The organism is Pseudomonadota bacterium (assembly GCA_039815145.1).
Taxonomy (GTDB): Bacteria; Pseudomonadota; Gammaproteobacteria; order Steroidobacterales; family JBCBZW01; genus JBCBZW01.
Genome location: JBCBZW010000073.1, coordinates 1 through 24,013 on the forward strand (window position 1 = coordinate 1; position 24,013 = coordinate 24,013).

Here is a 24,013-nt window from a genome sequence, read left to right on the forward strand (position 1 = left end):
CTCAGGGCGTGAAAGACAAGGCGGAGGGTTGCCGAGAAAGCGGAGCGTACTTCAGTACGTGAGCATTTCTCGGCGGCCCGACAACGCAGGATTTCGCGTCCTGAGCCCGCCTCAGGGGAGCCAGGACCACATTTCGACTAGGAAAAACCGCACAATCGCCCGCGAGAAGGCTTCGATCACCGTCTTCTTCTCGCCCTGCACCTTGCCAAACCCGGTCATCCCCGTCTTCAACAAGCCATCTTCGTTCGGAATCACCGTGGTGACGATCACCACCTCACCCGCTTCCTCCTCCTCGACCGCCGTGGAGATATCTATGATCTCCCCCTCGAATTTGCGGTTGGGATAGGAGTAGAACTTCACGAAGGTCGCGCCGCCCACGCCGATCTCGGACACGTCGGACTGGGGAATTCGGAACTGCACACGGACGGACTCGGCGTTCTCCACCGTGGCGAAGAACTCACCCTTGTCGAGGAACTGGCCTTCCTTGTCTTCCAGGTTGAGCGTGACCACGCGGCCATCGAAGGGCATGCGCAGATCCGTACGCTCGAGTTGACCTTGGTAGTAAGCCAGCTCTTCGCGCAGACCGGACAGGCGCGCTTCTGCCGCCTCGATCTCCTTCGGGTGTGCAGGCGTGCTCACGCGGGTCAGGTTGGCTTCCTCTTCGGCCACCTGAGCACGATCGACGTCTCGCTTCTTCACCGCCTCCTGGTACTCGTCCTTGGAGACGAAGCCCTCATCGCTCAGCTTCTTGAGACGATCCACCTCTTCGGTGCTGAACTGCAGCTGCACCCGAGCCGTCTCCAGCTCCTGGCGCGCCAGGCGCACGTCTTCCGGCCGCGGGCGGGCGGTCAACTCCTCGAGCACGGCCTGTTGTTCGGCGATGTTGGCGTTGGTGGTCGAGACCTTACGTTGTTCTTCGGCGTTGGTGATGCGCGCGATGATCTCGCCCGCGGCCACGTACTGGCCGCCGCTCACGTACACCTCTTCGACGATGCCGGAGATCTCCGAGTGCACGTCGCGTTGCTGCGACGGCATGATGCGCACGGGGCCGCCGGGCTGAATGTTATAGGGCAGAACGGCGATCACGCCGAGCACGGCGATGAGGATCCAGCCCACGAGGGGGTTGGACTTGGGCTTACCGTCGGCCCGACCGCCACCTCCGGCTACCGCGCCGCCACCACCCGCGGCCAGGGCACCGCCGCTCACGGCCATGCCGGCGCCGCCGGCCGACGCTCCCCCGCCACCCATCATGGGGCCCGGCAGTGCGGGTGCGCCACCGCCACGCCGCTGTGCGAGCGCCGAGCGCACGCGTTCAGCGCGCTGCTCAGCCTTCCACTCTTCGACCCGAGCCTTTTGCTGGCGAATCTGCCCGCGTAGGTGCAGCACGATGTACGCCAGCAAGGCGAGGAAGATCGCCACGCCCGTGCCCTGGTACTCGGTCTCGAGCCACTGCGCCGCGATAAACAGCACGATGCCGACCACGATCAGCACGAAGAGCATCGAGCCCGCGGCGTAGGCACGTAGGGCGCGCTCCGAGTCGGGATCGGTCTCCTCACCCGGCACCTTCCTGCCCTTCAGCTTCGACATGAGGGCGCGGTTGGCGCGCTTGCGCAGGTCAGGGATCTGCAAGACCGCCGCCAGCACGTGGTAGCCGTCGTTGTTACGGGCCAGGGGGTTGGAGCTGAAGATCAACGAGATGACGGAGACCACCGAGAGCAGAATCGCGCCGGTGGAAATCAACGTGCCGTCGCCACGCGTGCCCCACCACGTGACCACGCCGATGCCGAACAGCACCAGCCGCGCCAGGATCGGGCCGCCGTAGAGCCACAGGATGTCGCGGCGGGTGAACCATGAGATGCCTCGCACCGCCGTGTAGAAACGCGGGATCAGGCCGAGGAACATGCGGATGCCGAACTTGTAGGCCTCACCACCAAGCCCGGCGCCGATGACACCGCGTGATATTTCGGTGACCAGGTTAACCGTCAGGAAGCTGAAGATCAGGCGCAGCACCAGGGGAATACCGCCGCGCTCGCGGGCCACGTCCTGGGCGAAGACGTCGTAGTTGCTCAATACGGTCGCCAGGCCGATGCCGGCGATCAGCGGCAGCAACATGAAGGCGATGCGGAAGGGCATCAAGGTTGACGCGATGAAGCGGAATAAGCCCTGAGGACGGAACAGGGTCAGCGCGATGCGCTTCTCATCCGCCTCGAAGGCTGCCCAGGGTCCGTCGCCTTCTTTGGCGCCGGGACCTAGCGGAATCTCGTAGGCACCGCCGTCGCCATCGCCGGGGCCGCCCGGGCCGCCGCCGAAGGCACCGGCACGAGCGCCGCCGGCGAAGCGGCCACCGCCGCCACCGAAGCCACCGCCACCGTCGAGGGCGGCCGCGCCGCCCATGCCACCGCGGGCGCCACCACGACCACGGCGTCGACCGCCGGGGCCACCGCCGCCGAGGCCGAAGTCGTCGCCGAGCATGCCGGCGAGTTCGTCGTCGTCCAGGCCGTCGCCCGAGACCTCGCCGCGTAGCATGGCTTCATAATCTGCCCCGCTCGCGTCGTCCCCACCGACCTTGGGCCGGGCCCGCCCACGGGGGCCGGCACCGCCGCGGCGGCGGCCCTGGCGTGCGCCACCCTCGCCGACGGGCACCACGGAATCCGGGTCCATTTCGAGCTGAAGGCTGTCGGGAACGGTCTGGCCCTCGATCGTGCGATCGACCCAGGCGCCGCCGTTTCGCAGCAAGCCCCACTCATCGACCATGGCGATGAACAGGCGCAGCTGCTCGGGCGTGATCCGTTGTCCGAAACGCTGCTCGAACAGATGAATCGTCATTTCCGCGCCGGAACGCCCGTCCATGCAGCGCAGGAGGAAGTAGTCTTCCTGACTGAACTCGAAGAGCTCGCCGCTGGCGAGGTCCGTGACCAGGAATCCGCCTCCATCGGCGACACGCGCCCGCGTAATCTGCAGGTCATCGCGCATCGACGGCCAGGGAGCGGCAGCCGTTTCTTTTTCTTGGTTTAGCAAACGCTGAGCCTCGAGCTTGGTCTGAGAGTGTCAGGGCGCAAACGCGGGCGCCGCCGGTTGTTGTAATCCTGGTGGGCGGCTCGATGCCGCGAAGCAACATCCTGACAAGACAGGATGGAAAGTATCCCCAGTGATCGCCGCGACGCAAGGTCGCAGTTCCCGCTTCCGACCTGGGCCGCGGACTCGGATGCGCACGGTATTCGATCGAGCCCGAGGCTGGTGCTACCGTGCCTTATTCTGTCCACCCATTGTAAACGCTCGACCCGACGCCGGCAGCGTTATGTCGACGGACCCGAGGGACGCATGTTCTTCCGCACACTCCAGCGCGCCCTGACCCACCTCACATTGGCCGCTTTCGCCGCTGGCGCCGCGGTTTGCGCCAACGCCGACGAGGCCTCCGCCCCCGACCCGATCGCCGTCGACACGGTTCGCGCGGTGGTGTCGCTGGCGCGCGACAACCACTACCTCGGCGACCGCTTGGACGCCGCGGCCGCCAAGGAGCACCTGCGCCGCACCGGCGAGGCCTTTATCCGCCAGCTGGACGCCCGAGGCGACCTGTTGCTGGCGGATGACTTGGCGCTGCTCGATGAGCAGGCCGTTGCCGAGGCCCTCGCCAGCGGCGATCTGCACGCCGTCCATGCCCTCGCCGCTCGCCAGCGCGACCGCCTCATCCAACGGGCGGCCTGGGTGCGTGAGTTGGAAACGAATGAGCCTCAGGAGGCTACAGCGACCGCCGCGAGCCCAGCGCATCAACTGTGGTCGACGCGGCGTGCCGAGGAACTCGCCTGGCTGTTGGCCGACGGCAAGATGCAGGAGCAGGCCGAGGCGATGGTGGTGGAGCGCTACCGCCGACTCGCCGAGCGGGCCACCGCGCGCACCGCCATGGAGGAACTCGAGCTCTTCCTCGACGCCATGCTCGCCGCCCTGGATCCGCACTCGGGCTACCGTTCCCCCCCCCGCCGGGCCCGCGGCGGACGCCGCGCGCCACGTGACCTCTTCGGCATCGGCGCCACCCTCGCCTTCGAGGGCGACTACATCCAGCTGCAGCGATTGCTCGGTGGCGGGGCGGCCGAGCGCAGCGGACTGCTGAACGCGGGCGACCGGGTCCTATCGGTCACCGATAGCGAAACCCCTGGCGTCACCCTCGACGTGGTCGGCTGGGCCATCGAGGAGGTAGCCAACGTCATCCGCGGGCCGCGCGGCTCGCAGGTCACGCTGGAGGTGCTGCCGCGCGGCGCCGAGGAGTCCTCCCTCCCCGCACTGGTGAGCCTCACGCGCGATCGCATCGTGCTCGATCGCGCCCGGGTGTCCGCCGAGCTCGTGCAGGTACAGGGCATGCCGATCGGCATCATCCGAGTGCCCGCCTTCTACGTCGACTACGCCGGTCTCGGCCGGGGTGAAGCCAACTACGACAGTGCCGCGTCCGATGTCGCCAAGGCCCTGGTGCGCCTGCGTCGCGACGCCCCCAACCTCGGCGCTGTGCTCCTCGACCTGCGCGGTAACGGTGGCGGTGCCCTCATCGAAGCGGTACGCATGGTGGGCCTGTTCATCGACGAGGGACCGGTGGTACGCGTGCGTCACGCGAATGGCGGCGTGGAGGTGTTCGACGACGACCAACCGGGGCGGGCGTGGGACGGCCCCCTGGGTGTCCTGGTCGATCGCTACGCGGCATCCGCTTCGGAGATCGTGGCCGCGGCCCTGCAGGACTACGAGCGAGCCACCGTGATCGGCGAGCTCACCTATGGAAAAGGTTCGGTACAGGAGCCCTTCGACCTGCGCAACGCCGAGGGTTTCGCGCAAGCCGTCGGCCGGGTCTCGCTCACCACCGCCAAGTTCTTTCGCGTCAACGGCGAGAGCACCCAGCTCAACGGCGTAACGCCCGACATCGCCTTGCCCGCGTCGCTCACCAACGGTCGCTACGGCGAGCGCTTCGAGTACTGGCCCATGGCGGCGGACCGCATCGCGGCGGCCAAGTATCAGGCCGAGACGCCGGCCGCGATGCCCCCTCCCGCAGACGAACTTTCCTTGCAGAGTGCAGACCTGTGGCAGACGCGACCGGCGTATCTGCGCGCGCGAGAAGAGCTCGACGCCGCTGCGGTCACGCGTGACACGCGGGCCGCAGCTCGCGCGCAGCGCGAAGCCTTCCGGGGACGCCTACTCGAGCGCCTTGGCGAGGATGGCGTGGAGGGTGCGGCGCCGTTGCCGATTCTCTGGAGCACGCTCGTTCGCCAGGATGCCCTCGCCCTCCTACGCGCCCTTGTCGATGGGGCTGGGGGCGAGCCCGTCGCTATGCGCAACAGGTCCGGAGCGACTCCCGACAGTCTCCATCCTCAGCAATGAATTTAGCGCTTCGCCTGAACCTGATGGTGGCCTTGGCGCTGCTGTTGCTCCTCGGCGGCGCCGTCAGCCTCATCCTGAGCCAGGCGAGGGAATCGGTCGCTGAGGAAACCGACTCCGCCCTGACACTGACGCTGCAGCTCCTCGAGGCCCTCTCTGGCGCCGGCACCGATCTCGGCGAGGATGTCACCAACGCCGCGCTGCCGAGCGACGACGCGGTCGTCTCCGCGCTGATCGCTCGAGTGTCCCGCCTGCGCGACGTACGCCACGTGGACATCGGCCTGGTCCGAAGCGACGGGATGCAGCCCTTCATTCCCTCCGACCTCGGCGCGGAGGGCTCGGCCCCACGCTGGTTCGCCCGCCTGGTCGAGCCCGAGCCGGTGGAGTACCGCTACCAACTCGCCCTGCAGGGCCGACGCGTCGGTATCGCCCTGCGCCCCCGACCGGGCGATGAGATCGATGAGGCGTGGCAGGAATCCCTCGCCACCTTCGCCTTGTTGGTGAGCTTCGCCCTGCTGGTGATGCTGCTCACGGGGTGGATCAGCCATCGAGCCCTGCGCCCCGTGGACAAGGTATTGCGCGCCCTCGATCGCCTCGAGCAGGGCGATTACTCCACCCGTGTGCAGCGCTTCGACCTGCCGGAACTACAGCGCATTTCAGATCGACTCAATCACGTCGCGGCAACCCTCTCAGCGCAAGCGCAGGAGAATCGCGCATTGAGCCGCCAGGCCCTCGCCATTCAAGAGGCGGAGCGTCGTCACCTCGCGCAGGAGTTGCACGATGAACTCGGCCAGGCCATCTCGGCGATCAAGGCGCTTGCCGTGTCCGCTCGCCAGCGTGCGGGTGATGCACCAGCGGTGACCGAGCGCACCTCGACGATCTGCGATGTGAGCGATCAGATGTACGCCGTCGTGCGCCGCCTGATGAGCGAGCTTCGCCCTGCCACCCTCGACGATCTCGGGTTGCACGCCTCGTTGGAGAAGTTGGTCGACGACTGGCGCGACCGACACCACGGCGTGCTCACGCAACTCTCCATCGAGGGGGATCTGGCCGACCTCCACGAAGACACCACGATCAAGATCTATCGCATCGTGCAGGAAGCGCTCACCAACGTGGCGCGGCATGCAAAGGCGTCGAAGGTGGAGGTGCAGGTGACCCTGGATGACCAATTGCTGACCGTGGACGTGCGCGATGACGGCGTGGGCATCGCGCCGGCAACACTGCGCAAAGGCCTCGGCTTAGTCGGCATGCGTGAACGCATCGAATCGCTCGGCGGAGCACTGACCTTGGATCGCCTCGACGACCAGGGGGGCACTCTCATCGTGGCGCGGATTCCCCAGGCGCACGCCCTGGCCGATGTACCGGACCAGTACTCACCCCAGACGGAGAACGCGACGCCGGCATGATGAACCCCCTACCGAAAACCGTCCGCGTACTGCTGGTCGACGACCACGCCATCGTGCGCGCGGGCTATCGCGTGCTGCTCGCCGATGCGCCGGACATGGCCCTGGTCGCCGAAGCAGACACGGGCGAACTCGCCTGCCAACGCTACGTCGAAGAGAAGCCGGACGTGGTGGTGATGGACGTGTCTCTGCCAGGGATCAGTGGCCTGGAAGCGGCTCGGCGAATTCTCATGCGAGACCCGAAGGCCCGCATCCTCGTCTTCTCGATGCACGAGGAGTCGGCGTTCGTGCACCAGGCCCTCAGCGCTGGGGTGATGGGCTACGTGACCAAAGGCGGCGCCCCGGAACTACTGGTCCAAGCCGTGCGCCAGGTCGTGTGCGGCGGTACGTTCCTGGATCCGCGCCTCGGCGATATCACCCCCGCGAGCAACCAACGGGCCGCCATCGACGGTCTTTCGCCTCGCGAGTTCAGCATCTTTCGCCTCCTCGCGGAGGGTCACGGCAACGCGGAGATCGGCCAACGGCTGCGCCTCAGCGAGAAAACCGTCGCCAACTACGCCACCCAAATCCGCAAGAAACTAGGCGTTCAGAACCGCACGGAACTGGTCTATTTTGCGGTGCGTCAGGGGGTTATCGACTCCCCCGACCTGGTGCCGTGAATGCTGCGGTGCGGCGGGAGATTTTCCTGATTCGTCCGAGACCGAACCACTCCCCTCACAAATCCCTATCCTAGGCCACTGTTTTACCGAGTTTTCGTTCAGGAGTGTGGGGCTCCGACGACCTCGGCGATGCACCTTTGAGGATAGGAATGACACATACGACAAGGAAGATATTCGGGCGACCTCGCCCGGGGGTGATGGCCTTGGGGCTCATGCTCGCGGTCAATCTGGCTGGACACACGGCCCTCGCACAGGACGCGGACGTCGACGAGGAAGTGGAGGTCATCGGCATCACGCCCCTCGGCGCCGACGGCTTAGACCGCGACAAGTTGCCCTCCAACGTGCGCAGCGCCACCGACGAGGACATCCAGGCCCAGCACCTGCTGGATCTGAGTGCCTACCTCAATCGCAACTTCGCCGGCGTGTTCGTCAACGAAGGCACGACCAACCCGCTGCAGCCGGACATTCAGTTCCGCGGCTACACCGCCTCTCCCCTGCTCGGCCTGCCCCAGGGGCTCGCCGTGTACCAGGACGGCGTCCGCCTAAACGAACCCTTCGGTGACACGGTCAACTGGGCCTTGATGCCCGAGTCCGCCGTGGCGAGCATCGACCTGATCCCGGGTGCATACCCCGTGTTCGGGCTCAACAGCCTCGGTGGCGCCATCGCCATCCGCACCAAGAACGGCTTCACCAACCCTGGCACCACCATCGAGGCCGGCGCGGGCGCCTGGGGCCGCGTCACCGCGGACCTCGAGACGGGCCGCGCCTTCAGCGACGACAAGGATGTGAGCTACTACATCAACGCGTCCTACTTCGAGGAGAGCGGTTGGCGAGACTTCTCACCCTCGGAGGCGGCCCGGGTCTTCGCGAACGTATCCTGGCAGGGCGACAACAGCACGCTGGATGCCGACATCACCTGGGCGGACACGGATCTCATCGGTAACGGTGCGATACCCTTCCAACTCGCCGACCAGGACCGCGAGGCCATCTTCACCCGTCCTGACCAGACCGAGAACGAGTTGTTCACCCTGAACTTCCGCGGCTCGCACGGCTTTGGCGCCGCCAAGGTCAGCTGGAACGCCTACTACCGGCGAAGCGACATCGCGTCCTTCAACGGCGACGACTCCGACTTCGGAGAATGCGCCGACGACGACAACTTCGGCTTCATCTGTGAAGGTGATGACGATGATGATGATGACGACGACGATGACGACGACGAGTTCGGCGACGACGACGATGACTTCGATGATGACGATGACTTCGACGACGATGATGATGATGACGACGACGGCGACGACGATGACGACGAGGAAGAAGAAGTCGTCGTAGACGCCAACGGCAACCCGATCCCCGCCAACGCCAACACGATCGGCGGCACGGTCAACCGCACCAACACGCAGCAGGACACCTACGGCCTGAACCTGCAACTGTCCCTGGAAAGCGCCTTCGGTAACGGCGGCAGCAACCAGTTCGTGATCGGCGGTAACTTCGTCTCCAGCGCTATCGACTTCAACGCCAGCACCGAGCTCGGCGCCCTCGATGACACGCGTCAGGCGATCGGCAGCGGCTTCTTCGTCAACGAAGCCTTCACCGAGCTGGAGACGGAGACGGAGAGCTACAGCGCGTTCTTCATCAACACCTTCTCACCCAACGAGCGGGTCAGCATCCTGCTCTCGGGCCAGTGGAACGCCACGCAAATCGTGCTCGAGGATCAGCTGGGCACGGCGCTGAACGGCGACCATTCGTTCTACCGCTTCAACCCGGCCGGTGGCATCACCTTCGACGTCACCGACGGCATCCAGCTCTACGGCGGCTACTTCGAGTCCAACCGTGCACCCACCCCGGTGGAGCTGACCTGTGCCGACCCCGACGATCCCTGTCGTCTGCCGAACGCGTTCCTCGCCGATCCGCCCCTGGATCAGGTAGTGGCACGCACGATCGAAGCGGGTATCCGCGGTTCCAACGATTACTTCGACTGGAGCGCGGGCTTCTTCCACACCCGCAACCGCGACGACATCATCTTCATCAGCGCCGGCCCCTTCACCAACTCGGGCTTCTTCGACAACGTGGGTAACACCACGCGCGACGGCATCGAGGTGATGTTCAACGGTACCTTCGGCAGCCGCGGCACCTGGTTCGCCAACTACACCTACCTCGAAGCGGAATTCGATGAGAACTTCGCCGTCTCGAGCCCGAACAACCCCCTCGCGGACGACGGGCAGATCGACGTGGAGGTGGGCGATCGCCTGCCAGGCATCCCCGAGCATCTGGCGAAGGCCGGCTTTAGCTACGATGTGACGCCGAACTTCACCTTCGGCGCAGACGTCAACTACTCCTCCGAGCGCTTCCTGCGCGGAGACGAGGCCAACATCCTGCCCACCCTCGACGGCTTCACCACGGTGAACGTGCGTGGCGAGTACCGCATCAGCGATCTCGCGCGCATCTTCGTCACGGTGGAGAACCTGTTCGACGAGGAGTACGCCACGCTCGGGCTGCTCGGCGAGCCGGATGAGGTGCTTGGGGATGACTTCGAGGATCCACGCTTCCTCACCCCGGGTGCACCGCTGGCAGCGTGGGTGGGCGTGACCATCTCGCTCAAGTAGGCCTACGAAGAGGGTCCGGCTGTTCGGCGCGGCAATGCCGCCCGTGCAGCCGGGCCGCCGGTCACCTCCTACCTAGAGGCGGCGCTCGACAGCCGCCACGAAGGCCTCTAAGGCCTCGGGTGACTGCAGGAAATAGAGCGACGGCTCGATCAGTTCCAGCTCGCTCAAGAGCAATCCCCCCGCCCCATCGTCGAACACGTCGACGCGCGCGTAGAGCAAGTCCTCCCGCATCGGGTCGGGCAGGCACGCCAGGGTCTGCTGCACGAAGGCGCGCTCCTGCTCGCTGGGCGTGTGCGCTGAGGACACCTGTTCCTCGTCCCCCTTGAAGCGCGCCGTCTTGGTGATGGCGTGATGGAGCTCACCGTCGATGCAGACCAGCGCGCGCTCGCCGCCCTGCTCCACCGTGGCGATGTAGGGCTGGACCATGGCGTCGCGCTGCGCCGTGAGCTCGCGCAGAAACGTGAGGGCGCCAGCGCGCTCGTCGTGCTCGAAGCGTCGCGTCGCAAAGGAGCTACCGGAGACGGCGGGCTTGATCACCACGGCGCCCCAGCCCCGGGCGTCCAGATCAGCGGCCGTGCAGGACTCGCCGCGACCGACGTGCAAGGTGGGCGTGACCGGCAGGCCCGCCGCCTCGAGCGTCGCCAGGTAGCGCTTGTGGATGTTCCAGCGCACGGTCTCAAGGGGATTGCACAAACGGCTGCCCTGGGCGGCCGTCTGCAGAAACGCATCGAAGGCATCGACGTGCCAGATGTAGTCCCAGGTCGATCGAATGATGCAGAGATCGAAGGCCGCCGGCGCCTCCGCCGGCGCGTTCCAGGCGAGCATGCGGGCGTCGTGACCGGCTGCCCGCAGGGCCTCCAAGGTGATCGCCTCGTCGGGATCGGGCTCGGGAAGCTCGCGACAGGTCAGTAGCGCGATTCGGCCCATCGCCTAACCGTCGGCGCCGTCGGGCGCAGCCGCCCACTGCGCGGACAAGTCGACCTCGATCTCACAGGTGACCGAGTTGGCGAGGAAGCACTCGCGGTGGGCGCGCTCGTGCAGGCTGCGCAGGGCCGCCGGGTCGGGCGCGTCGCTGTCCTCGGCGAAGCGGATGACGGGGCGCAAGGTGACGGCGGTCAGCGCCAGACGATCTTCGCCATTGCGCGCGAGCACGCCCACGGCGTCGTCGTGGTAGTGCTCGATCACCAGGCGACGCCGCGCCGCGACGGCCAGGAACGTGAGCATATGGCAGCTGGCCAGGGAGGCCACGAAGGCTTGCTCGGGGTCGACGAGATCACCGTTACCGAGGAACTCGGTGGCCGCCGAAGCCTCGACCGAGGCGCTCACCCCGTCGAAGTGCCAGTGGTGATCGCGCGAATAGGTTTCATAGGTGAAGGGCTGCGTGCCGCGAACCCATTCGATAGAGACACGGTGATCGGACATGGGGGAACACTCCTTGCGCCGTCACTCCACCGGCGCCCTCCACTCAGGTTTGGGAGGACGCCGCGTCGCAGGATGCGGGTGTCAGTCCTGGCGGTCAGTCACTTCCAGCAGGTGAAAGCCGAACTGGGTCTGCACCGGTCCCTGCACCTCGTTTAGCGGTGCACTGAACACCACCTGATCGAACTCGGGCACCATCTGACCACGGCCGAAGGTCCCGAGCTCTCCGCCCCGGCTGCCGGAGGGACACTGGGAATGTTCCTTCGCCACATCGGCGAAGGCCGCGCCGTCGGCGATCTGCTGCTTGAGGTCGAGGCACTGGGCCTCGGTCGGAACGAGAATGTGCCGTGCACTTGCCTGTGCCATCGATTATCTCCACGTGGGACAAAGGGCCGAGCAGCGTAGCGGACGCCTGCGCCAGGAACAACCAACGCGGGGTGCGCCTCAGAGGGCGGAGACGTAGATACGTTCGGCGAAGCGTTGCAGCAAGCGGTGGCTGGCCCACCAGGCGGGCATTAGGATCGGCGAGGCGGATAGCAGCAACAGTGCGGTGAAGTGCACGCCGCGGGCGATGCCCACGAAGGGTGCCATGATCGACAGGGGCGTCACGGCCGGGTCGAAGAACCACGCGTAGCCGTAGCCCCAGGCCACCGTGGTGAGCACTGCGGCGTACAGCAACACCCACAGGGGCGTGCGATCGCGACCTGGATGGTGGGTGACGTAGCGTGCACCGTAGGTGGCGCCGAACCAGAGGCTGGCGACGGCGAAGATCGCCGCGCCGATCCAGCGCCCGTCGCTCGGCAGCAAGGGGCTCAGCCACGCCGCCGCTGAGCAGGCGGCCAACGCGGTGAGGCCGAAGAGTGCGCCGCTGACGAGCGCCGTGCGCCGCCTACCCGCCGACACGGCTCGCTCCGCCCCGGGATATGGCCGAGCCGTCCACGCCCTGACGCAGATCGGCCGCCAGCTGGCGCACCGCCTTCGACTGGCGCTCCATGGCCGTGACGTCGAGGCTGGTCACCGCCTCCTCCAAGCCCCGAGCGAGCTGCTCGGCACGATCAGCTCCGTCGATGACCAGGCGACTGACACCGGCGACGGCATCCAGGCCGAGGTCGGTGAGCGGATTGGAGATCAGCGGGATGCGTCGCACGACGTTAGACACCTGGGTGATCGTGCGATCGATCCGCAGCAGGCCGTCCACGCTGGTGGTGCGCATAGCGCCCAGCAGTTCGCCCATCGCCCCCGAGGTCTCTTGCAGCGAGGCGAGCAGGGAGAGGGCCCCGCGGTACTCATCGATCGCTCCCCGCGCATCCTGATCGATGCGTTGGTGGACCGTCACCATGAAACCCAGGGCCCCGGCGACAAGCACGGCACCCAGTACTGCGATGACCCACTTCACGGCACCGCCCAAGGCCAGCGCCATCAACAACAGCAGCAACCCCGCCGCCCCCGTCCCGGCCGCCGCACGCATGGCCTGGCGCAGCTGGCCGAGGGCGGATTGCCATTCATCGGCCATCAACGCCGCCTCTTCAGGCGGGCGCGCCGGGTCTGCCGCGGCGGTGGTGGTGGCCTTGTGCGTTTCGCTGTTCATATCCCGTATCCTAGTGCTCCGGCCCTACCGCAAGCCGTTCGTTCACTGACGCCAGGCGTTCGCTCACCTATGTCCGCATCCCTCCAAAGCAAGCTGCCCGACGTTGGCACCACCATCTTCTCCGTAATGAGCCAGCTGGCCGCCGAGCACGGCGCCATCAATCTGTCTCAGGGTTACCCCGATTTCGATCCGCCGCAAGCCCTGCTGGATGCCCTGACCCACGCGGTGCAAAACGGCGCCAACCAGTACGCGCCCATGGCCGGCTTGCCCGCCCTGTGCGAGGTGCTTGGGGAAAAGCACCGCGTCCTCTACGGTCACGAGGGCGATTGGGCCTCACAGATCACCGTGACCGTCGGCGCCACGGAGGCGCTGTTCAGCGCCGTGCAAGCTCTGGTCCATGCCGGCGATGAAGTGATCGTGCTGGACCCTGCCTACGACGCCTACGAACCCGCCGTGCGCCTGGCCGGCGGCAGCGTCCGCCGAGTCCCCTTGTACAGCGATGACTTCTCCGTTGACTGGCAACGGGTAGAGGAGGCGATCGGCCCGCGCACCCGCCTGCTGATGTTGAACTTCCCCCACAACCCGACGGGCGCGGTGCTATCGCGCGAGGATCTGGACACGTTGGAGGGCCTCCTCGAGCGCCATTCGATCACGCTCGTGAGCGATGAGGTGTACGAGCACATGGTGTACGACGGACGCCCTCACCTGAGCCTGCTCACCCGCCCTGCCCTCGCCGCCCGCACCGTGGTCGTCTCGTCCTTCGGTAAGACCTGCCATTGCACGGGCTGGAAGATCGGCTACTGCACGGCACCGGCGCCGATCACCGAAGAAATCCGCAAGGTGCACCAGTTCGTGCCCTTCGCGGTGAGCACGCCCATGCAGAAGGCCCTGGCGGAGTTCACGGCCCAGCATCCCGAACACCACGAAGCACTCCCGGCCTTCTACCAGGCCAAGCGCGATCTGTTCGTCTCGCTGTTGGAAGGCTCACGCCTGACGCTGACGCCCACGCCGTCCACCTACTTCCAGCTGGTGGACTACAGTGCCCTCAGCGAGCTGGATGACGTGGCCTACGCCCGCCACCTCACGATGGAGGTGGGCGTCGCGGCGATCCCCGTGTCCGTGTTCTGCGAATCCTTCGACCGTCGCCTGGTGCGCTTTTGCTTCGCCAAGGACGACGCCACCCTGCGACAAGCGGCGGAGACGCTATGTCAGCTCTGACCCTCAGCCTGATCCAGGCCGATCTCGCCTGGCACGACCCCCAACGCAATCGGCAGGCCTTGGGCGAGCGCATCGCGCAGCTGCCGCGAAGCGATGTGATCGTCCTGCCGGAGATGTTCAGCACCGGCTTCAGCATGGATGCCGCCGCTCTCGCGGAGCCGATGGAGGGTCCGTCCGTGGCCTGGCTGCGCGAGCAGGCGAAGGAGACTGACGCGGCCGTCTGCGGCTCGCTGATCGTGGTCGAGGACGGGCACTACTACAACCGCTTCCTATGGGCGACGCCGGACGGCGCGCTGACCGTCTACGACAAGCGCCACCTGTTCCGGATGGCCGGCGAACACGAACACTACTCCGCGGGCGAGGCCCAGTGCACGATCGAGTTCCGCGGCTTCCGGGTGCTGCCCCTGGTCTGCTACGACCTGCGCTTCCCCGTGTGGAGCCGCAACACCCAGCAGTACGATCTGATGATCGTGGTCGCCAACTGGCCGACGCCACGGCGCAACGCCTGGCAGACCCTGCTGCGCGCCCGAGCGATCGAGAACGTGTGCTACGTGGCGGGCGTCAATCGCGTGGGGCAGGACGGCAACGACGTGCCCTACGGCGGAGACTCGGCGGTGATCGACTACCTGGGTAAATCCCTCGCGGCCCTCGCCGAGGTGGAGACGCAGGTGACGGTAACGCTGGAGCGCGATCCACTGCTGCGCTTTCGCGACCGCTTCCCGTTCCACCTCGATGCGGACGACTTCACGCTCGGCAGCTAGGGAAGCTCTGCATAAGTCCGGTCGGCGGCCCCGTGCGTCCAGCGGGGACGGTGAGCGGACTTGTGCAGAGGTTCCCTAGAGGGGGGAAGCCAGCGAGCGTCCGACGAAGCGGGGCATCGTCCGTCTCGCTGACATAAGCGCTTCCCTGCGCTGTTTTTGAGGGTAGTTGCAACTACCGAGCCAAGGTGTCTGGCCCGGTAGCGATTCAACCGCTTAGGCGCGCCGGCGTTCGCAGCTCACCGAACCCCTGTCAACGCCGTCGACGGCAACCTGGATGACCTAATCACAGCTCGCGCACACCGCGCGCCAGCTCCGCGATCTGCGACCAATCCCGTCCCTCCACCGCCTCCCGGGGCAGCAGCCAGCTACCGCCCACACAGGGCACGGCGCCGAGCGCGAGGTATTGAGGTGCTGTGTCGAGGGAGATGCCCCCGGTCGGGCAAAAGCGTAGCCCGGGGAACACCGCCGACATCGCCTTCAGGGCGCTGACCCCACCGGCAGGGCCCGCGGGGAAGAACTTCGCCGCCGTGTACCCGGACGCCACCAGGCCCGCCACTTCCGTCGGCGTCTGGGCACCGGGCAGATAGGGCAAGCGTCGGCGCTTGGCGGACGCCACCAGCTCCGGCGGCGAGCCCGGCGAGACGATGAACTGCGCGCCCGCCTCCTCGGCCAGCACCCAGTCGTGAGCGGTCCACACCGTGCCGGCACCGACGAGCAGATCCGGTAGCTCCCGGCGCAGGGCCTCGATGGCCGCCAGGGCATCGCGGGTGCGCAAGGTCACCTCGATGATCTGCACCCCGCCCTGCATCAGCGCCTCGCCGATGGCCACGGCGTAGGTGGCATCGGGAATGCTGGCGACGGGAATGACCCGCGAGCGTTCCAGCACCGTTTCGATCGTAATGTCCATGTCAGTCTCTCGCGTTGGTAGCTCAGCCGTCGTGGGGCGTGCTGGTGGCTTGAATGTCGTCTGCGGCGGCCGTGTACACGGCTCCCTGCTCCGGCCCGGTGACCACGTTGCGGAACACCTCGAAGAGCTCACGCCCCATGCCGAGCGTATCGCGGGTGGTGCATGGCACGGGCTCGCGGCTCTCCCACTCCGTCGGGTCCACGAGGGCGCGCAGTTCGCCGGTGTGGGTATCCACACGCAGCACATCGCCGTCGCGCAGCTTGGCCAGGGGACCGCCGTTCAAGCACTCGGGCGTAACCTGGATCGCCGCCGGCACCTTGCCGCTGGCGCCGGACATGCGCCCGTCCGTGACCAGGGCCACCGAGTGCCCGCGGCTTTGCACCGCCGTCAGGCTGGGCGTGAGCTTGTGCAACTCGGGCATCCCGTTGGCCGAAGGTCCTTGATAGGTCACGACCACCACGCAGTCACGGTCCAGCTCGCCCGCCTTGAAGGCCTCGATCACCTCACCTTGCGATTGGAACACCCGCGCTGGGGCCTCCACCACGCGGTGCTCGTCCTTGACGGCGGATACCTTGACGATCGCCCGCCCGAGGTTGCCTTCCATCAACCTGATGCCACCGGTCGGTGAGAAGGGCTCGCTCACCGGCCGCAGTACGTCCGTGTCCAAGCTCTTGGTGGGGCCCTCCCGCCACTCCAAGTCGTCGCCGGCGAGGAAGGGCTCGTCGCGGTAAGCGTCGAGGCCGTGGCCCATGATGGTGAGCACGTCGCGGTGCAGGAGACCCGCGTCCAGCAGCTCGCGCATCATCAGCTGGATGCCACCGGCCGCGTGCAAGTGGTTCACGTCCGCCGAGCCGTTGGGGTAGACGCGCGCCAGCAGCGGCACCACATCGGACAGCTCCGCGAAGTCCGTCCAGTCGATCTGAATGCCCGCCGCGTGGGCGATGGCGACGAGGTGGATCGTGTGGTTGGTGGAACCGCCCGAGCTGAGCAGGCCCACCATGCCGTTCAGGATCGCCTTGGTGTCCACCACCTGGCCGATCGGCCGGTAGGCACCCGGATCGTTCGTTAGGTCTGTGATGCGAAGGGCCTGCACGGCTGCCGCGCGGGTCAGGGCCTCGCGCAACGGGGTGCCCGGGTTGACGAAGGAGGTGCCCGGCAGGTGCAGGCCCATGAACTCCATCATGAGCTGGTTGCTGTTGGCCGTGCCGTAGAAGGTGCAGGTGCCCGGGGAGTGGTAGGACTTCGACTCCGCCTCGAGCAGCGCGTCGCGGCCCACCTTGCCCTCGGCGTGGAGCTGGCGCACCCGGGCCTTCTCATCGTTGGGCAGGCCCGACGGCATCGGCCCCGCGGGCACCATCACCACCGGCAGGTGGCCGAAGGACAGGGCCCCGATCAGCAACCCGGGCACGATCTTGTCGCACACCCCGAGGCAGATGGCCGCATCAAACATGTTGTGGGAGAGGGAGACCGCCGTGGCCATGGCGATGACATCGCGGCTGAACAGGGACAGCTCCATGCCCGGCTGGCCCTGGGTGACCCCGTCGCACATGGCCGGCACGCCACCGGCGAACTGCGCCATGCCGCCGGCCGCCCACGCCGCCTCCTTGATCCATCGGGGATAGATCTCGAGGGGTTGGTGCGCGGAGAGCATGTCGTTGTAGGCCGAGACGATGGCGATGTTGGCGCGTCGATCGCCCGACAAGGCCTCCTTGCCCTCCTCGGCGCAGGCCGCGAAGCCGTGGGCGAGGTTGCCGCAGGAGAGCACGCCACGGTGGGGGCCGCCCCGCCGGGCCTGCTCGATCTTCTCGAGGTAGGCCGCGCGTGAGGCCTGGCTACGCGCTTCGATGCGTTCGGTGATCCGGGCCAGGGTGGGATGCAAGCTCTGGTCGCTCATCGCATGACTCTCCGCTCAAGGCGCCCAATAACAAGTGACAGGCACGCGCGTCTGCTGCAGCACGCAGCGCACGGGCAGTTCCGCCGGATCGTCGCCCTGCATCGCCCGCTCGAGCACGATGAGCTTCTCATCGCCGAACAGCAGCAGACCGATCTCGCGGGACGCGAGCAGGCGCGGCGGGCTCAGGGTGATGCGTGGCTGCGAGAGGCGCGGCACGTGCACGGCCGCCGCGGGCTCGCGTTCGGCAAGCAGCGCGGACAGGTTGGTCGCGTCGGGGAACAGGGAGGCCGTGTGGCCGTCCGCGCCCATGCCGAGGAGGCAGTAGTCGAAGGGCTCATCGAGGGTGGCGAAGTGGCGGTTGACCGCGTCCACCGCCTCCTGCGGCGCTGGCTGCTCGCGGTAGAGGCCGTGGAAGCGCGCCGCAGCGCCCGGCCCCTGCATGAGCTCGCGGCGCACGAGGGCTTCGTTGCTATCCGCGTGGTCGACGGGCACCCAGCGCTCATCGCTCAAGGTCAGGTCGACGCTGGCCCACGGCAGGGCCCGCTGGCCGAGAGATTGGAACAGCTTGACCGGTGACGAGCCACCGCTCAGGCACACCCAGGCGCGACGGTCAGCGCCCACCGCGCTCTCGATTGCTCCGGCCATCACCTTGGCGAGGGCGGCCGTGGCCTCCTCGCGCGTGTCGAAGCGTTCGATCGTCGGGTTACTTATCGTATTCATTCGGTCGGATCCAGCCAACGGCGTTCGTCACGGCCGACGAGCAGGGCCGAGTCGGTCGGTCCCCAGGTGCCCGCCGCGTACGGCACGACCGGCTGACCGCGCTGCTCCCAGCCGTTGCGCATGCCATCGATCCAGGCCCACGCCGACTCCACTTCCTCGCGGTGCATGAACAGGGCCTGGTTACCGCGCAGCACCTCCATCAGCAGACGCTCGTAGGCGTCGGGGTAGCGCAGGTGGAACTGCTCGGAGAAGGTGAGGTTCAGGGGCAGGGAGCGCAGGTTGAAGCCACCCGGGCCCGGCTCCTTGGTCATGAGCGAGAGGGTCACGCCCTCGTCCGGCTGCAGGCGGATGGTCAGCTGGTTCGGTTCCGGACGCCCGGTCTGGGGCGGGAAGATGGAGTGGGCCACGGGCGAGAACTGCACCACGATGTGCGAGGTCTTCATCGGCAGGCGCTTGCCCGTGCGCAGGTAGAACGGCACGCCGGCCCAGCGCCAGTTGTCGATCATCGCCTTGATGGCGACGAACGTCTCCGTGCCGCTCGACTGGATCCCCGTCTCCTCGCTGTAGCCCGGTACCGCCTCGCCGTGCACGGCACCGCGCCGGTACTGGCCGCGCACGGTGTGCGCTTCCACGTCGGGCTCGGTGATCGGCCGCAGGGCGCGCAGCACCTTGAGCTTCTCGCCCCGAATCTGCGCGGGATCCAGGCCCGCCGGCGGCTCCATCGCTACCAGGCACAGCAGCTGCAACAGGTGGTTCTGCACCATGTCGACGAGGGCGCCCGTACGATCGTAGAACTCACCGCGGGTGCCGACGCCGATGTCCTCGGCCACGGTGATCTCCACGTGGTCCACGGTGCCCCGACGCCAGAGCGGCTCGAACAGGGAGTTGGAGAAGCGCAGGGCCAGCAGGTTCTGCACCGACTCCTTACCGAGGTAGTGGTCGATGCGATAGACCTGCTCTTCGTCGAACACGGCGCCGACCGCACCGTTCACCGCGCGCGCCGATTCGAGGTCGTTGCCGACCGGCTTCTCCAGCACGATGCGGGTCTGCCCGTGCTGCAGCTCGTGGCGACCGAGGGCCGTGGCGATGGGGCCGAACAGCTGCGGCGCCGTGGCCAGGTAGAACACGCGCACGCGATCGGCGTGGGCACCGACGGCGCCTGCCAGGCCGTCCCAGCCACCTTCCTCGAGCACATCTACCGCGTGGTAGCTCAGGCGCGAGGCGAAGCGCTGCCACACGGCCTCGTCGAAATGGTCTTCCGGCAGGAACTTGCGCAGGGCCGTGTGCACCGACTCGATGAACGCCTCGTGGCTCATCTCGCGCCGGGAGACGGCGATGATGCGGCTGTTATCGGAGATCTGGTGGTCGATGTCGCGATGGAACAGCGAAGGCAACAGCTTGCGCATCGCAAGGTCACCGGTGCCGCCGAAGATGACGAGGTCGAAAGGTTCGACGGGTACGAACTTAGCCATGGAAGCTCCGCATTAGGGTCGTCACTAGGTTTGGGGGGGTTGCGCGGTCGGGACGGTAATCGTGAAGGCACCGGCCCGCTCGAAGCGCAGGGTCATCGCCAGGGGCGTGTCGGGCGCCAGGGCGCCGCTCAGCATCACGTGCGCGCCGCCGCGGGCGAGCACGAGATCGGCGCCGTCGGCCAGGGCGAAGCCCTCGGCACGCGAGCGCATCCGCGAGATGCCATCGACGAGCAGGGTTTCGTGCAGCGAGGCCTCGACCGGCTCGGCCCCCGCCTCGTGAGCCACGCTCACGGCGAGCAGCCGGTCGTCGTGACCGCTGCGGTTGTGCACGGTGAAGTAGGCCGCCCCCATGGCCATGGCGGGCATCGGCCGCAGCAGCGGTGCGCTCACCCACAGGCCACTCTCCCCCAAGGCCTCGGCCGACGGCGGCAGCTCGCCCGCACCGCCCTCCTCGGGGGCCGAGCACGCGGCGCCGAGCAGGATCAGCAGGCAGGCGCACGCGGCGCCGAATAGGCGGGGATAGAAGCGTTGCGAGGGCACTGCGGGGCGGCTCCTGTTGCTGCGAAGGCGACGTGCCTCAAGGGCCGGCGCGGCCATTCTAGCGGCGACCGTGCGCCGAGGGCAGTGCCCGGTATATCCTCGCCCGTCACAATCGGTGCCAGCAACCGGTGCGCGACGTCGCGCACGCTCAATCTATTCAAGGAGCGACGATGATCGAAGAAGGCAAGGCCCCGCCCATGTTCACCCTGCGCGACACCGACGGAAACAAGGTGGCGCTGAAGGATCTCAAGGGCCAGTACGTGGTGGTCTACTTCTACCCGAAGGACGATACCCCGGGCTGCACTAAGGAGGCCTGCGGCTTCCGCGACCTGTGGGGCGAGATCGAGGCCGCCGGCGCCACGGTGCTCGGCGTCTCCCCGGACGACGGCGACTCCCACCGCAAGTTCGTCGACAAGTACGACCTGCCCTTCACCCTCCTCAGCGACCCCGATCGCAAGGTAATGGAGAAGTACGGCGCCTGGGGTGAGAAGAACATGTACGGCAAGAAGACCATGGGCGTGATTCGCTCCACCGTCCTGATCGGTCCGGACGGCAAGGTGGTCAAGCACTGGAAACGCGTGCCCAAGGCGGCTGATCACCCAGCTAAGGTGCTGGAAATCCTGCAAGCGAGCTGAGCCGCGATAACGGCGCCTGCGGGCAAGAAGAGGGACACCGCGATGAGTCAGTTCCACCATCCTGAAGTACGCGAGCAAGTCTCCGTCGAGGAGTGGCAGGCCCGGGTGGAGCTGGCGGCCTGCTACCGCCTGATCGCCCTCAATCGCTGGGACGACCTGGTCTTCACCCACATCTCCGCGCGGGTGCCGGGCACCGACGATCACTTCCTCATCAACCCCTACGGCCTGCTCTTCGAGGAGGTGAGCGCCAGCAACCTGGTCAAGGTGAACCAGCGCGCAGAGAAGGTGCTGGACTCGCCCTACCCAGTGAACCCAGCCGGCTTCATCATCCACTCGGCGATCCACGGCGCGCGCCACGACGTGCACTGCGTGCTCCACACGCACACCACGGCGGGCGTGGCCGTCTCCGCCAACCGTGACGGCCTCCTGCCGATCTCCCAGCAGGCCGTGGTGGCGCTGTCCTCCATCGCCTACCACGACTATGAGGGCATCGCCGTCAACGAGGGCGAACGCGAGCGCTTGGTGGCCGACCTCGGCGACAAGATCCACTACATCCTGCGCAACCACGGCCTGCTCACCGTGGGGCCCACCGTCGCCGACGCCTTCCTCGCCATGTACAACCTGCAGAACGCCTGCGCGATCCAGGTCGCGGCGCTGGCGGGCGCCCAGGTGGTGAAGGTGGATCAGCGCATCGTCGACGGCATGCAGGCCCAGGCCGACAAGGTCACCCGCGGCCTCGGCGGGCAGCTCGTGTGGCCCTGCCTGCTGCGGCGCCTGAGCCGGGAGTCGCCCGGCTACGACTGCTGATCGGTGGCCGCATCCCGCGCCAGGAACTGGCGATAGGCAGGATTGTCGCTCTCGTCCCAGCGGGGGAAGCCGAGGTCATCGAGGTGGGCGTGGAAGCGGTCACGCTCGGCGCTCGGCACCTGCAAGGCCGTGAGCACCCGGCCGTGATCTGAGCCGTGGTTGCGGTAGTGGAAGAGGCTGATGTTCCACTCGCCCCCCACCACCTGCAGGAAGCGCATGAGCGCGCCAGGTTTCTCCGGGAACTCGAAGCGGTAGAGGCACTCGTGCGCCGGGCGCTCTCCTGCCCCGCCGATCATGTGCCGGATGTGCACCTTGGTGAGTTCGTCGTCGCTGAGGTCCTGCACCTGGTAGCCACGCTCGCGTAGGCCCGTGAGCACCCGTTCGCGCTCGGCCGCGCCCTCGCTCAGTTCCAAGCCGACGAAGATGCGGGCGTGCTGGGGATCGGCGTAGCGGTAGGAGAACTCGGTGACGTTGCGGGTGCCGATGGCACGGCAGAAGTCGAGGAAGCTGCCGCGCTGCTCGGGGATCTCCACCGCCACCAGCATCTCCTGCTGCTCACCGATGGAGGCGCGTTCGGCGATGTGGCGCAGGCGATCGAAATTCATGTTAGCGCCGCAGTTCACTGCGACCAGTTCGCGCTCTCGCAGGCGATCGCGCTCCACCACGCGCTTGAGGCCCGCCACCGCCAGGGCGCCAGCGGGCTCGACCACGCTACGGGTGGCTTCGAAGATGTCGCGGATGGCCGCGCAGATCTGATCCGTGTCGACCGTGACCACCTCGTCCACGTGCGCCTGGCACAAGCGGAAGGTCTCATCCCCCACCCGGCGCACGGCGACGCCATCGGCGAAGATGCCCACATGCTCCAGGGTGACCGGCGCGCCGGCGGCGAGCGCCGCCTGCATGCTCGCCGCGTCGCGCGGCTCCACGCCGATCACGCGCGTGTCCGGGGCCAGAGCCTTCACGTAGGTGGCGATGCCCGCCGCCAAACCGCCGCCGCCGATGGGCACGAAGATGGCGTCGATCTTGCCCGGGTGTTGGCCGAGGACTTCCATCGCGATCGTGCCCTGGCCGGCGATCACGTCCGGATCGTCGAAGGGGTGGATGAAGGTCAAGCCGTCGCGCTCCGCAAGGAGGCGTGCGTGAGCGTAGGCGTCGTCGTAGGTCTCCCCGTGCAGGACGATCTCGCCGCCGAGGCGGCGCACGGCCTCGATCTTGATCCGCGGGGTGGTGAGCGGCATGACGATCACGGCCCGCAGCTTGAGGCGCTGCGCGGCGAGCGCGACCCCCTGCGCATGGTTGCCCGCCGAGCTGCAAATGACGCCGTGGGTGCGCTCCTCAGGCGCCAGGTTGACGATGCGGTTGTAGGCCCCGCGCAGCTTGAAGGAGAACACCGGCTGCAGATCTTCGCGCTTCAACCACACACGGTTGCCGAGGCGCGTCGACAACTCGCTCGCCGGCTCCAACGGCGTGCGTTCCGCCACGTCGTACACGCGGGCGGTGAGGATGCGCTTTAAGTAGTCGCTGGCGTGGATCATGGGCTCGACGCTAGCACACGGCTGGAACCGACGCAGTTGCCCCCCGCCCGCGCTGGGACCGGGTGCACGCGGTACACTTGCGGGGATCGACTCCGTTGAACGGGTACACCGTTACAGGGTCCTAAGATGTAGGGCAGGCGCGTCCACCGATGCTGCCTGACGCGCACGTTCTCTCGACCTGGCGCAGGAGTATTCATGACAAGCGTTCCTCAACGACGCTCGGGTCCCCTCACGCTGTTAGCCATTGCGGCGCTGCTCGTCACCGTGTTGGCGAGCGGATGCGCCACCAGCGCGGATGCGGCGGACGCCGCACGACGCCGCGACCTGGTCCTGGTACCACCCGATTCGCAGCCGGTCGACTCGCTGCGCTGGAATCGTGTGCGCTCGATCGAGCCCTTGAACGATCGCATGATCCTGATCAATGCCAGACGCCCCTACCTGCTGGTGCTGGCGACCGCCTGTCGTGGCCTGCAACCGAACAGCGTGGTGGTCTCCGA

General features: G+C 67.2%; 21 protein-coding genes. 9 read left to right on the top strand and 12 right to left on the bottom strand.

The features are described 5' to 3' along the window. Positions 1-111: 111 nt before the first annotated feature. Positions 112-3,018, bottom strand: a complete 2,907-nt coding sequence (locus AAF184_16465) for an efflux RND transporter periplasmic adaptor subunit (protein ID MEO0423933.1) — start codon at positions 3,016-3,018, stop codon at positions 112-114. A 303-nt stretch (positions 3,019-3,321) separates the two neighbouring features. Here AAF184_16465 and AAF184_16470 point away from each other — a divergent pair, with 303 nt between their 5' ends. From AAF184_16470 to AAF184_16485, 4 genes are all read left to right on the top strand, one after another. Continuing rightward, on the top strand, positions 3,322-5,358 hold the full coding sequence (locus tag AAF184_16470; GenBank protein MEO0423934.1) for a S41 family peptidase: 2,037 nt from the start codon (positions 3,322-3,324) through the stop codon (positions 5,356-5,358). Then, on the top strand, positions 5,355-6,761 hold the full coding sequence (locus AAF184_16475; protein ID MEO0423935.1) for an ATP-binding protein: 1,407 nt from the start codon (positions 5,355-5,357) through the stop codon (positions 6,759-6,761). Before AAF184_16470 ends, AAF184_16475 begins: the two co-directional genes overlap by 4 nt. Continuing rightward, entirely contained in the window at positions 6,758-7,417 is a 660-nt protein-coding gene (locus AAF184_16480; GenBank protein ID MEO0423936.1) for a response regulator transcription factor, read from the top strand. The genes AAF184_16475 and AAF184_16480 overlap by 4 nt, the downstream gene beginning before the upstream one ends. Before the next feature lie 149 nt (positions 7,418-7,566). Next, positions 7,567-10,020, top strand: a complete 2,454-nt coding sequence (locus tag AAF184_16485; protein ID MEO0423937.1) for a TonB-dependent receptor — start codon at positions 7,567-7,569, stop codon at positions 10,018-10,020. A 72-nt stretch (positions 10,021-10,092) separates the two neighbouring features. Here the strand turns inward: AAF184_16485 and AAF184_16490 are convergent, their stop codons facing one another. From AAF184_16490 to AAF184_16510, 5 genes are all read right to left on the bottom strand, one after another. Continuing rightward, a complete protein-coding gene (locus AAF184_16490) occupies positions 10,093-10,947 on the bottom strand; it encodes a hypothetical protein (GenBank protein ID MEO0423938.1) in 855 nt (284 codons plus the stop codon). A gap of 3 nt (positions 10,948-10,950) precedes the next feature. After that, on the bottom strand, positions 10,951-11,442 hold the full coding sequence (locus AAF184_16495; GenBank protein ID MEO0423939.1) for an OsmC family protein: 492 nt from the start codon (positions 11,440-11,442) through the stop codon (positions 10,951-10,953). A gap of 81 nt (positions 11,443-11,523) precedes the next feature. Then, the gene (locus tag AAF184_16500; GenBank protein MEO0423940.1) at positions 11,524-11,805 is read right to left on the bottom strand and encodes a peptidylprolyl isomerase; all 282 of its coding nucleotides are present in this window, start codon (positions 11,803-11,805) and stop codon (positions 11,524-11,526) included. A 78-nt stretch (positions 11,806-11,883) separates the two neighbouring features. Then, the gene (locus AAF184_16505) at positions 11,884-12,342 is read right to left on the bottom strand and encodes a hypothetical protein (protein ID MEO0423941.1); all 459 of its coding nucleotides are present in this window, start codon (positions 12,340-12,342) and stop codon (positions 11,884-11,886) included. After that, entirely contained in the window at positions 12,329-13,027 is a 699-nt protein-coding gene (locus AAF184_16510) for a hypothetical protein (protein MEO0423942.1), read from the bottom strand. The genes AAF184_16505 and AAF184_16510 overlap by 14 nt, the downstream gene beginning before the upstream one ends. 69 nt (positions 13,028-13,096) lie before the next feature. Between AAF184_16510 and AAF184_16515 the strand changes: the two genes are divergently transcribed. Both AAF184_16515 and AAF184_16520 read left to right on the top strand, forming a co-directional pair. Continuing rightward, on the top strand, positions 13,097-14,245 hold the full coding sequence (locus tag AAF184_16515) for a methionine aminotransferase (protein MEO0423943.1): 1,149 nt from the start codon (positions 13,097-13,099) through the stop codon (positions 14,243-14,245). Continuing rightward, positions 14,233-15,006: an amidohydrolase gene (locus tag AAF184_16520; protein MEO0423944.1), complete on the top strand. Its 774-nt coding sequence runs from the start codon at positions 14,233-14,235 to the stop codon at positions 15,004-15,006. Before AAF184_16515 ends, AAF184_16520 begins: the two co-directional genes overlap by 13 nt. Positions 15,007-15,289: 283 nt before the next feature. On the opposite strand, the gene eda is transcribed toward AAF184_16520, so the two are convergent. The 5 genes from eda to AAF184_16545 are packed head-to-tail and all read right to left on the bottom strand — an operon-like array spanning position 15,290 to position 20,539. Beyond that, entirely contained in the window at positions 15,290-15,913 is a 624-nt protein-coding gene (gene eda, locus AAF184_16525) for a bifunctional 4-hydroxy-2-oxoglutarate aldolase/2-dehydro-3-deoxy-phosphogluconate aldolase (GenBank protein ID MEO0423945.1), read from the bottom strand. A gap of 22 nt (positions 15,914-15,935) precedes the next feature. Further along, positions 15,936-17,807, bottom strand: a complete 1,872-nt coding sequence (gene edd, locus AAF184_16530) for a phosphogluconate dehydratase (protein MEO0423946.1) — start codon at positions 17,805-17,807, stop codon at positions 15,936-15,938. Between the two features lie 15 nt (positions 17,808-17,822). After that, a complete protein-coding gene (gene pgl / locus AAF184_16535) occupies positions 17,823-18,527 on the bottom strand; it encodes a 6-phosphogluconolactonase (protein MEO0423947.1) in 705 nt (234 codons plus the stop codon). Continuing rightward, the gene (zwf, locus tag AAF184_16540; protein MEO0423948.1) at positions 18,524-19,999 is read right to left on the bottom strand and encodes a glucose-6-phosphate dehydrogenase; all 1,476 of its coding nucleotides are present in this window, start codon (positions 19,997-19,999) and stop codon (positions 18,524-18,526) included. Before zwf ends, pgl begins: the two co-directional genes overlap by 4 nt. Before the next feature lie 24 nt (positions 20,000-20,023). Then, the gene (locus AAF184_16545) at positions 20,024-20,539 is read right to left on the bottom strand and encodes a copper chaperone PCu(A)C (GenBank protein MEO0423949.1); all 516 of its coding nucleotides are present in this window, start codon (positions 20,537-20,539) and stop codon (positions 20,024-20,026) included. 170 nt (positions 20,540-20,709) lie between these two features. Here AAF184_16545 and bcp point away from each other — a divergent pair, with 170 nt between their 5' ends. Both bcp and AAF184_16555 read left to right on the top strand, forming a co-directional pair. Next, positions 20,710-21,174 carry a thioredoxin-dependent thiol peroxidase gene (gene bcp / locus AAF184_16550; protein ID MEO0423950.1) on the top strand — a complete coding sequence of 155 codons (465 nt, stop codon included), beginning with the start codon at positions 20,710-20,712 and terminating at the stop codon, positions 21,172-21,174. 42 nt (positions 21,175-21,216) lie between these two features. Continuing rightward, positions 21,217-21,981, top strand: a complete 765-nt coding sequence (locus AAF184_16555) for a class II aldolase/adducin family protein (protein MEO0423951.1) — start codon at positions 21,217-21,219, stop codon at positions 21,979-21,981. On the opposite strand, the gene ilvA is transcribed toward AAF184_16555, so the two are convergent. Continuing rightward, on the bottom strand, positions 21,969-23,516 hold the full coding sequence (gene ilvA / locus AAF184_16560) for a threonine ammonia-lyase, biosynthetic (GenBank protein MEO0423952.1): 1,548 nt from the start codon (positions 23,514-23,516) through the stop codon (positions 21,969-21,971). The genes AAF184_16555 and ilvA overlap by 13 nt on opposite strands. 195 nt (positions 23,517-23,711) lie before the next feature. Between ilvA and AAF184_16565 the strand changes: the two genes are divergently transcribed. After that, positions 23,712-24,013, top strand: a 302-nt coding sequence (locus AAF184_16565) for a DUF6491 family protein (GenBank protein ID MEO0423953.1), incomplete at its 3' end; no start/stop codon positions are given.

Bases quoted from the DNA above. Each gene is read 5' to 3' on its own strand.
- AAF184_16510 (MEO0423942.1), bottom strand. From the start codon at position 13,027: ATGAACAGCGAAACGCACAAGGCCACCACCACCGCCGCGGCAGACCCG.
- AAF184_16470 (MEO0423934.1), top strand. From the start codon at position 3,322: ATGTTCTTCCGCACACTCCAGCGCGCCCTGACCCACCTCACATTGGCC.
- bcp (MEO0423950.1), top strand. From the start codon at position 20,710: ATGATCGAAGAAGGCAAGGCCCCGCCCATGTTCACCCTGCGCGACACC.
- AAF184_16495 (MEO0423939.1), bottom strand. From the start codon at position 11,442: ATGTCCGATCACCGTGTCTCTATCGAATGGGTTCGCGGCACGCAGCCC.
- AAF184_16490 (MEO0423938.1), bottom strand. From the start codon at position 10,947: ATGGGCCGAATCGCGCTACTGACCTGTCGCGAGCTTCCCGAGCCCGAT.
- AAF184_16515 (MEO0423943.1), top strand. From the start codon at position 13,097: ATGTCCGCATCCCTCCAAAGCAAGCTGCCCGACGTTGGCACCACCATC.
- zwf (MEO0423948.1), bottom strand. From the start codon at position 19,999: ATGGCTAAGTTCGTACCCGTCGAACCTTTCGACCTCGTCATCTTCGGC.
- AAF184_16500 (MEO0423940.1), bottom strand. From the start codon at position 11,805: ATGGCACAGGCAAGTGCACGGCACATTCTCGTTCCGACCGAGGCCCAG.
- AAF184_16475 (MEO0423935.1), top strand. From the start codon at position 5,355: ATGAATTTAGCGCTTCGCCTGAACCTGATGGTGGCCTTGGCGCTGCTG.
- AAF184_16485 (MEO0423937.1), top strand. From the start codon at position 7,567: ATGACACATACGACAAGGAAGATATTCGGGCGACCTCGCCCGGGGGTG.
- AAF184_16480 (MEO0423936.1), top strand. From the start codon at position 6,758: ATGATGAACCCCCTACCGAAAACCGTCCGCGTACTGCTGGTCGACGAC.
- pgl (MEO0423947.1), bottom strand. From the start codon at position 18,527: ATGAATACGATAAGTAACCCGACGATCGAACGCTTCGACACGCGCGAG.
- eda (MEO0423945.1), bottom strand. From the start codon at position 15,913: ATGGACATTACGATCGAAACGGTGCTGGAACGCTCGCGGGTCATTCCC.
- edd (MEO0423946.1), bottom strand. From the start codon at position 17,807: ATGAGCGACCAGAGCTTGCATCCCACCCTGGCCCGGATCACCGAACGC.
- ilvA (MEO0423952.1), bottom strand. From the start codon at position 23,516: ATGATCCACGCCAGCGACTACTTAAAGCGCATCCTCACCGCCCGCGTG.
- AAF184_16520 (MEO0423944.1), top strand. From the start codon at position 14,233: ATGTCAGCTCTGACCCTCAGCCTGATCCAGGCCGATCTCGCCTGGCAC.
- AAF184_16555 (MEO0423951.1), top strand. From the start codon at position 21,217: ATGAGTCAGTTCCACCATCCTGAAGTACGCGAGCAAGTCTCCGTCGAG.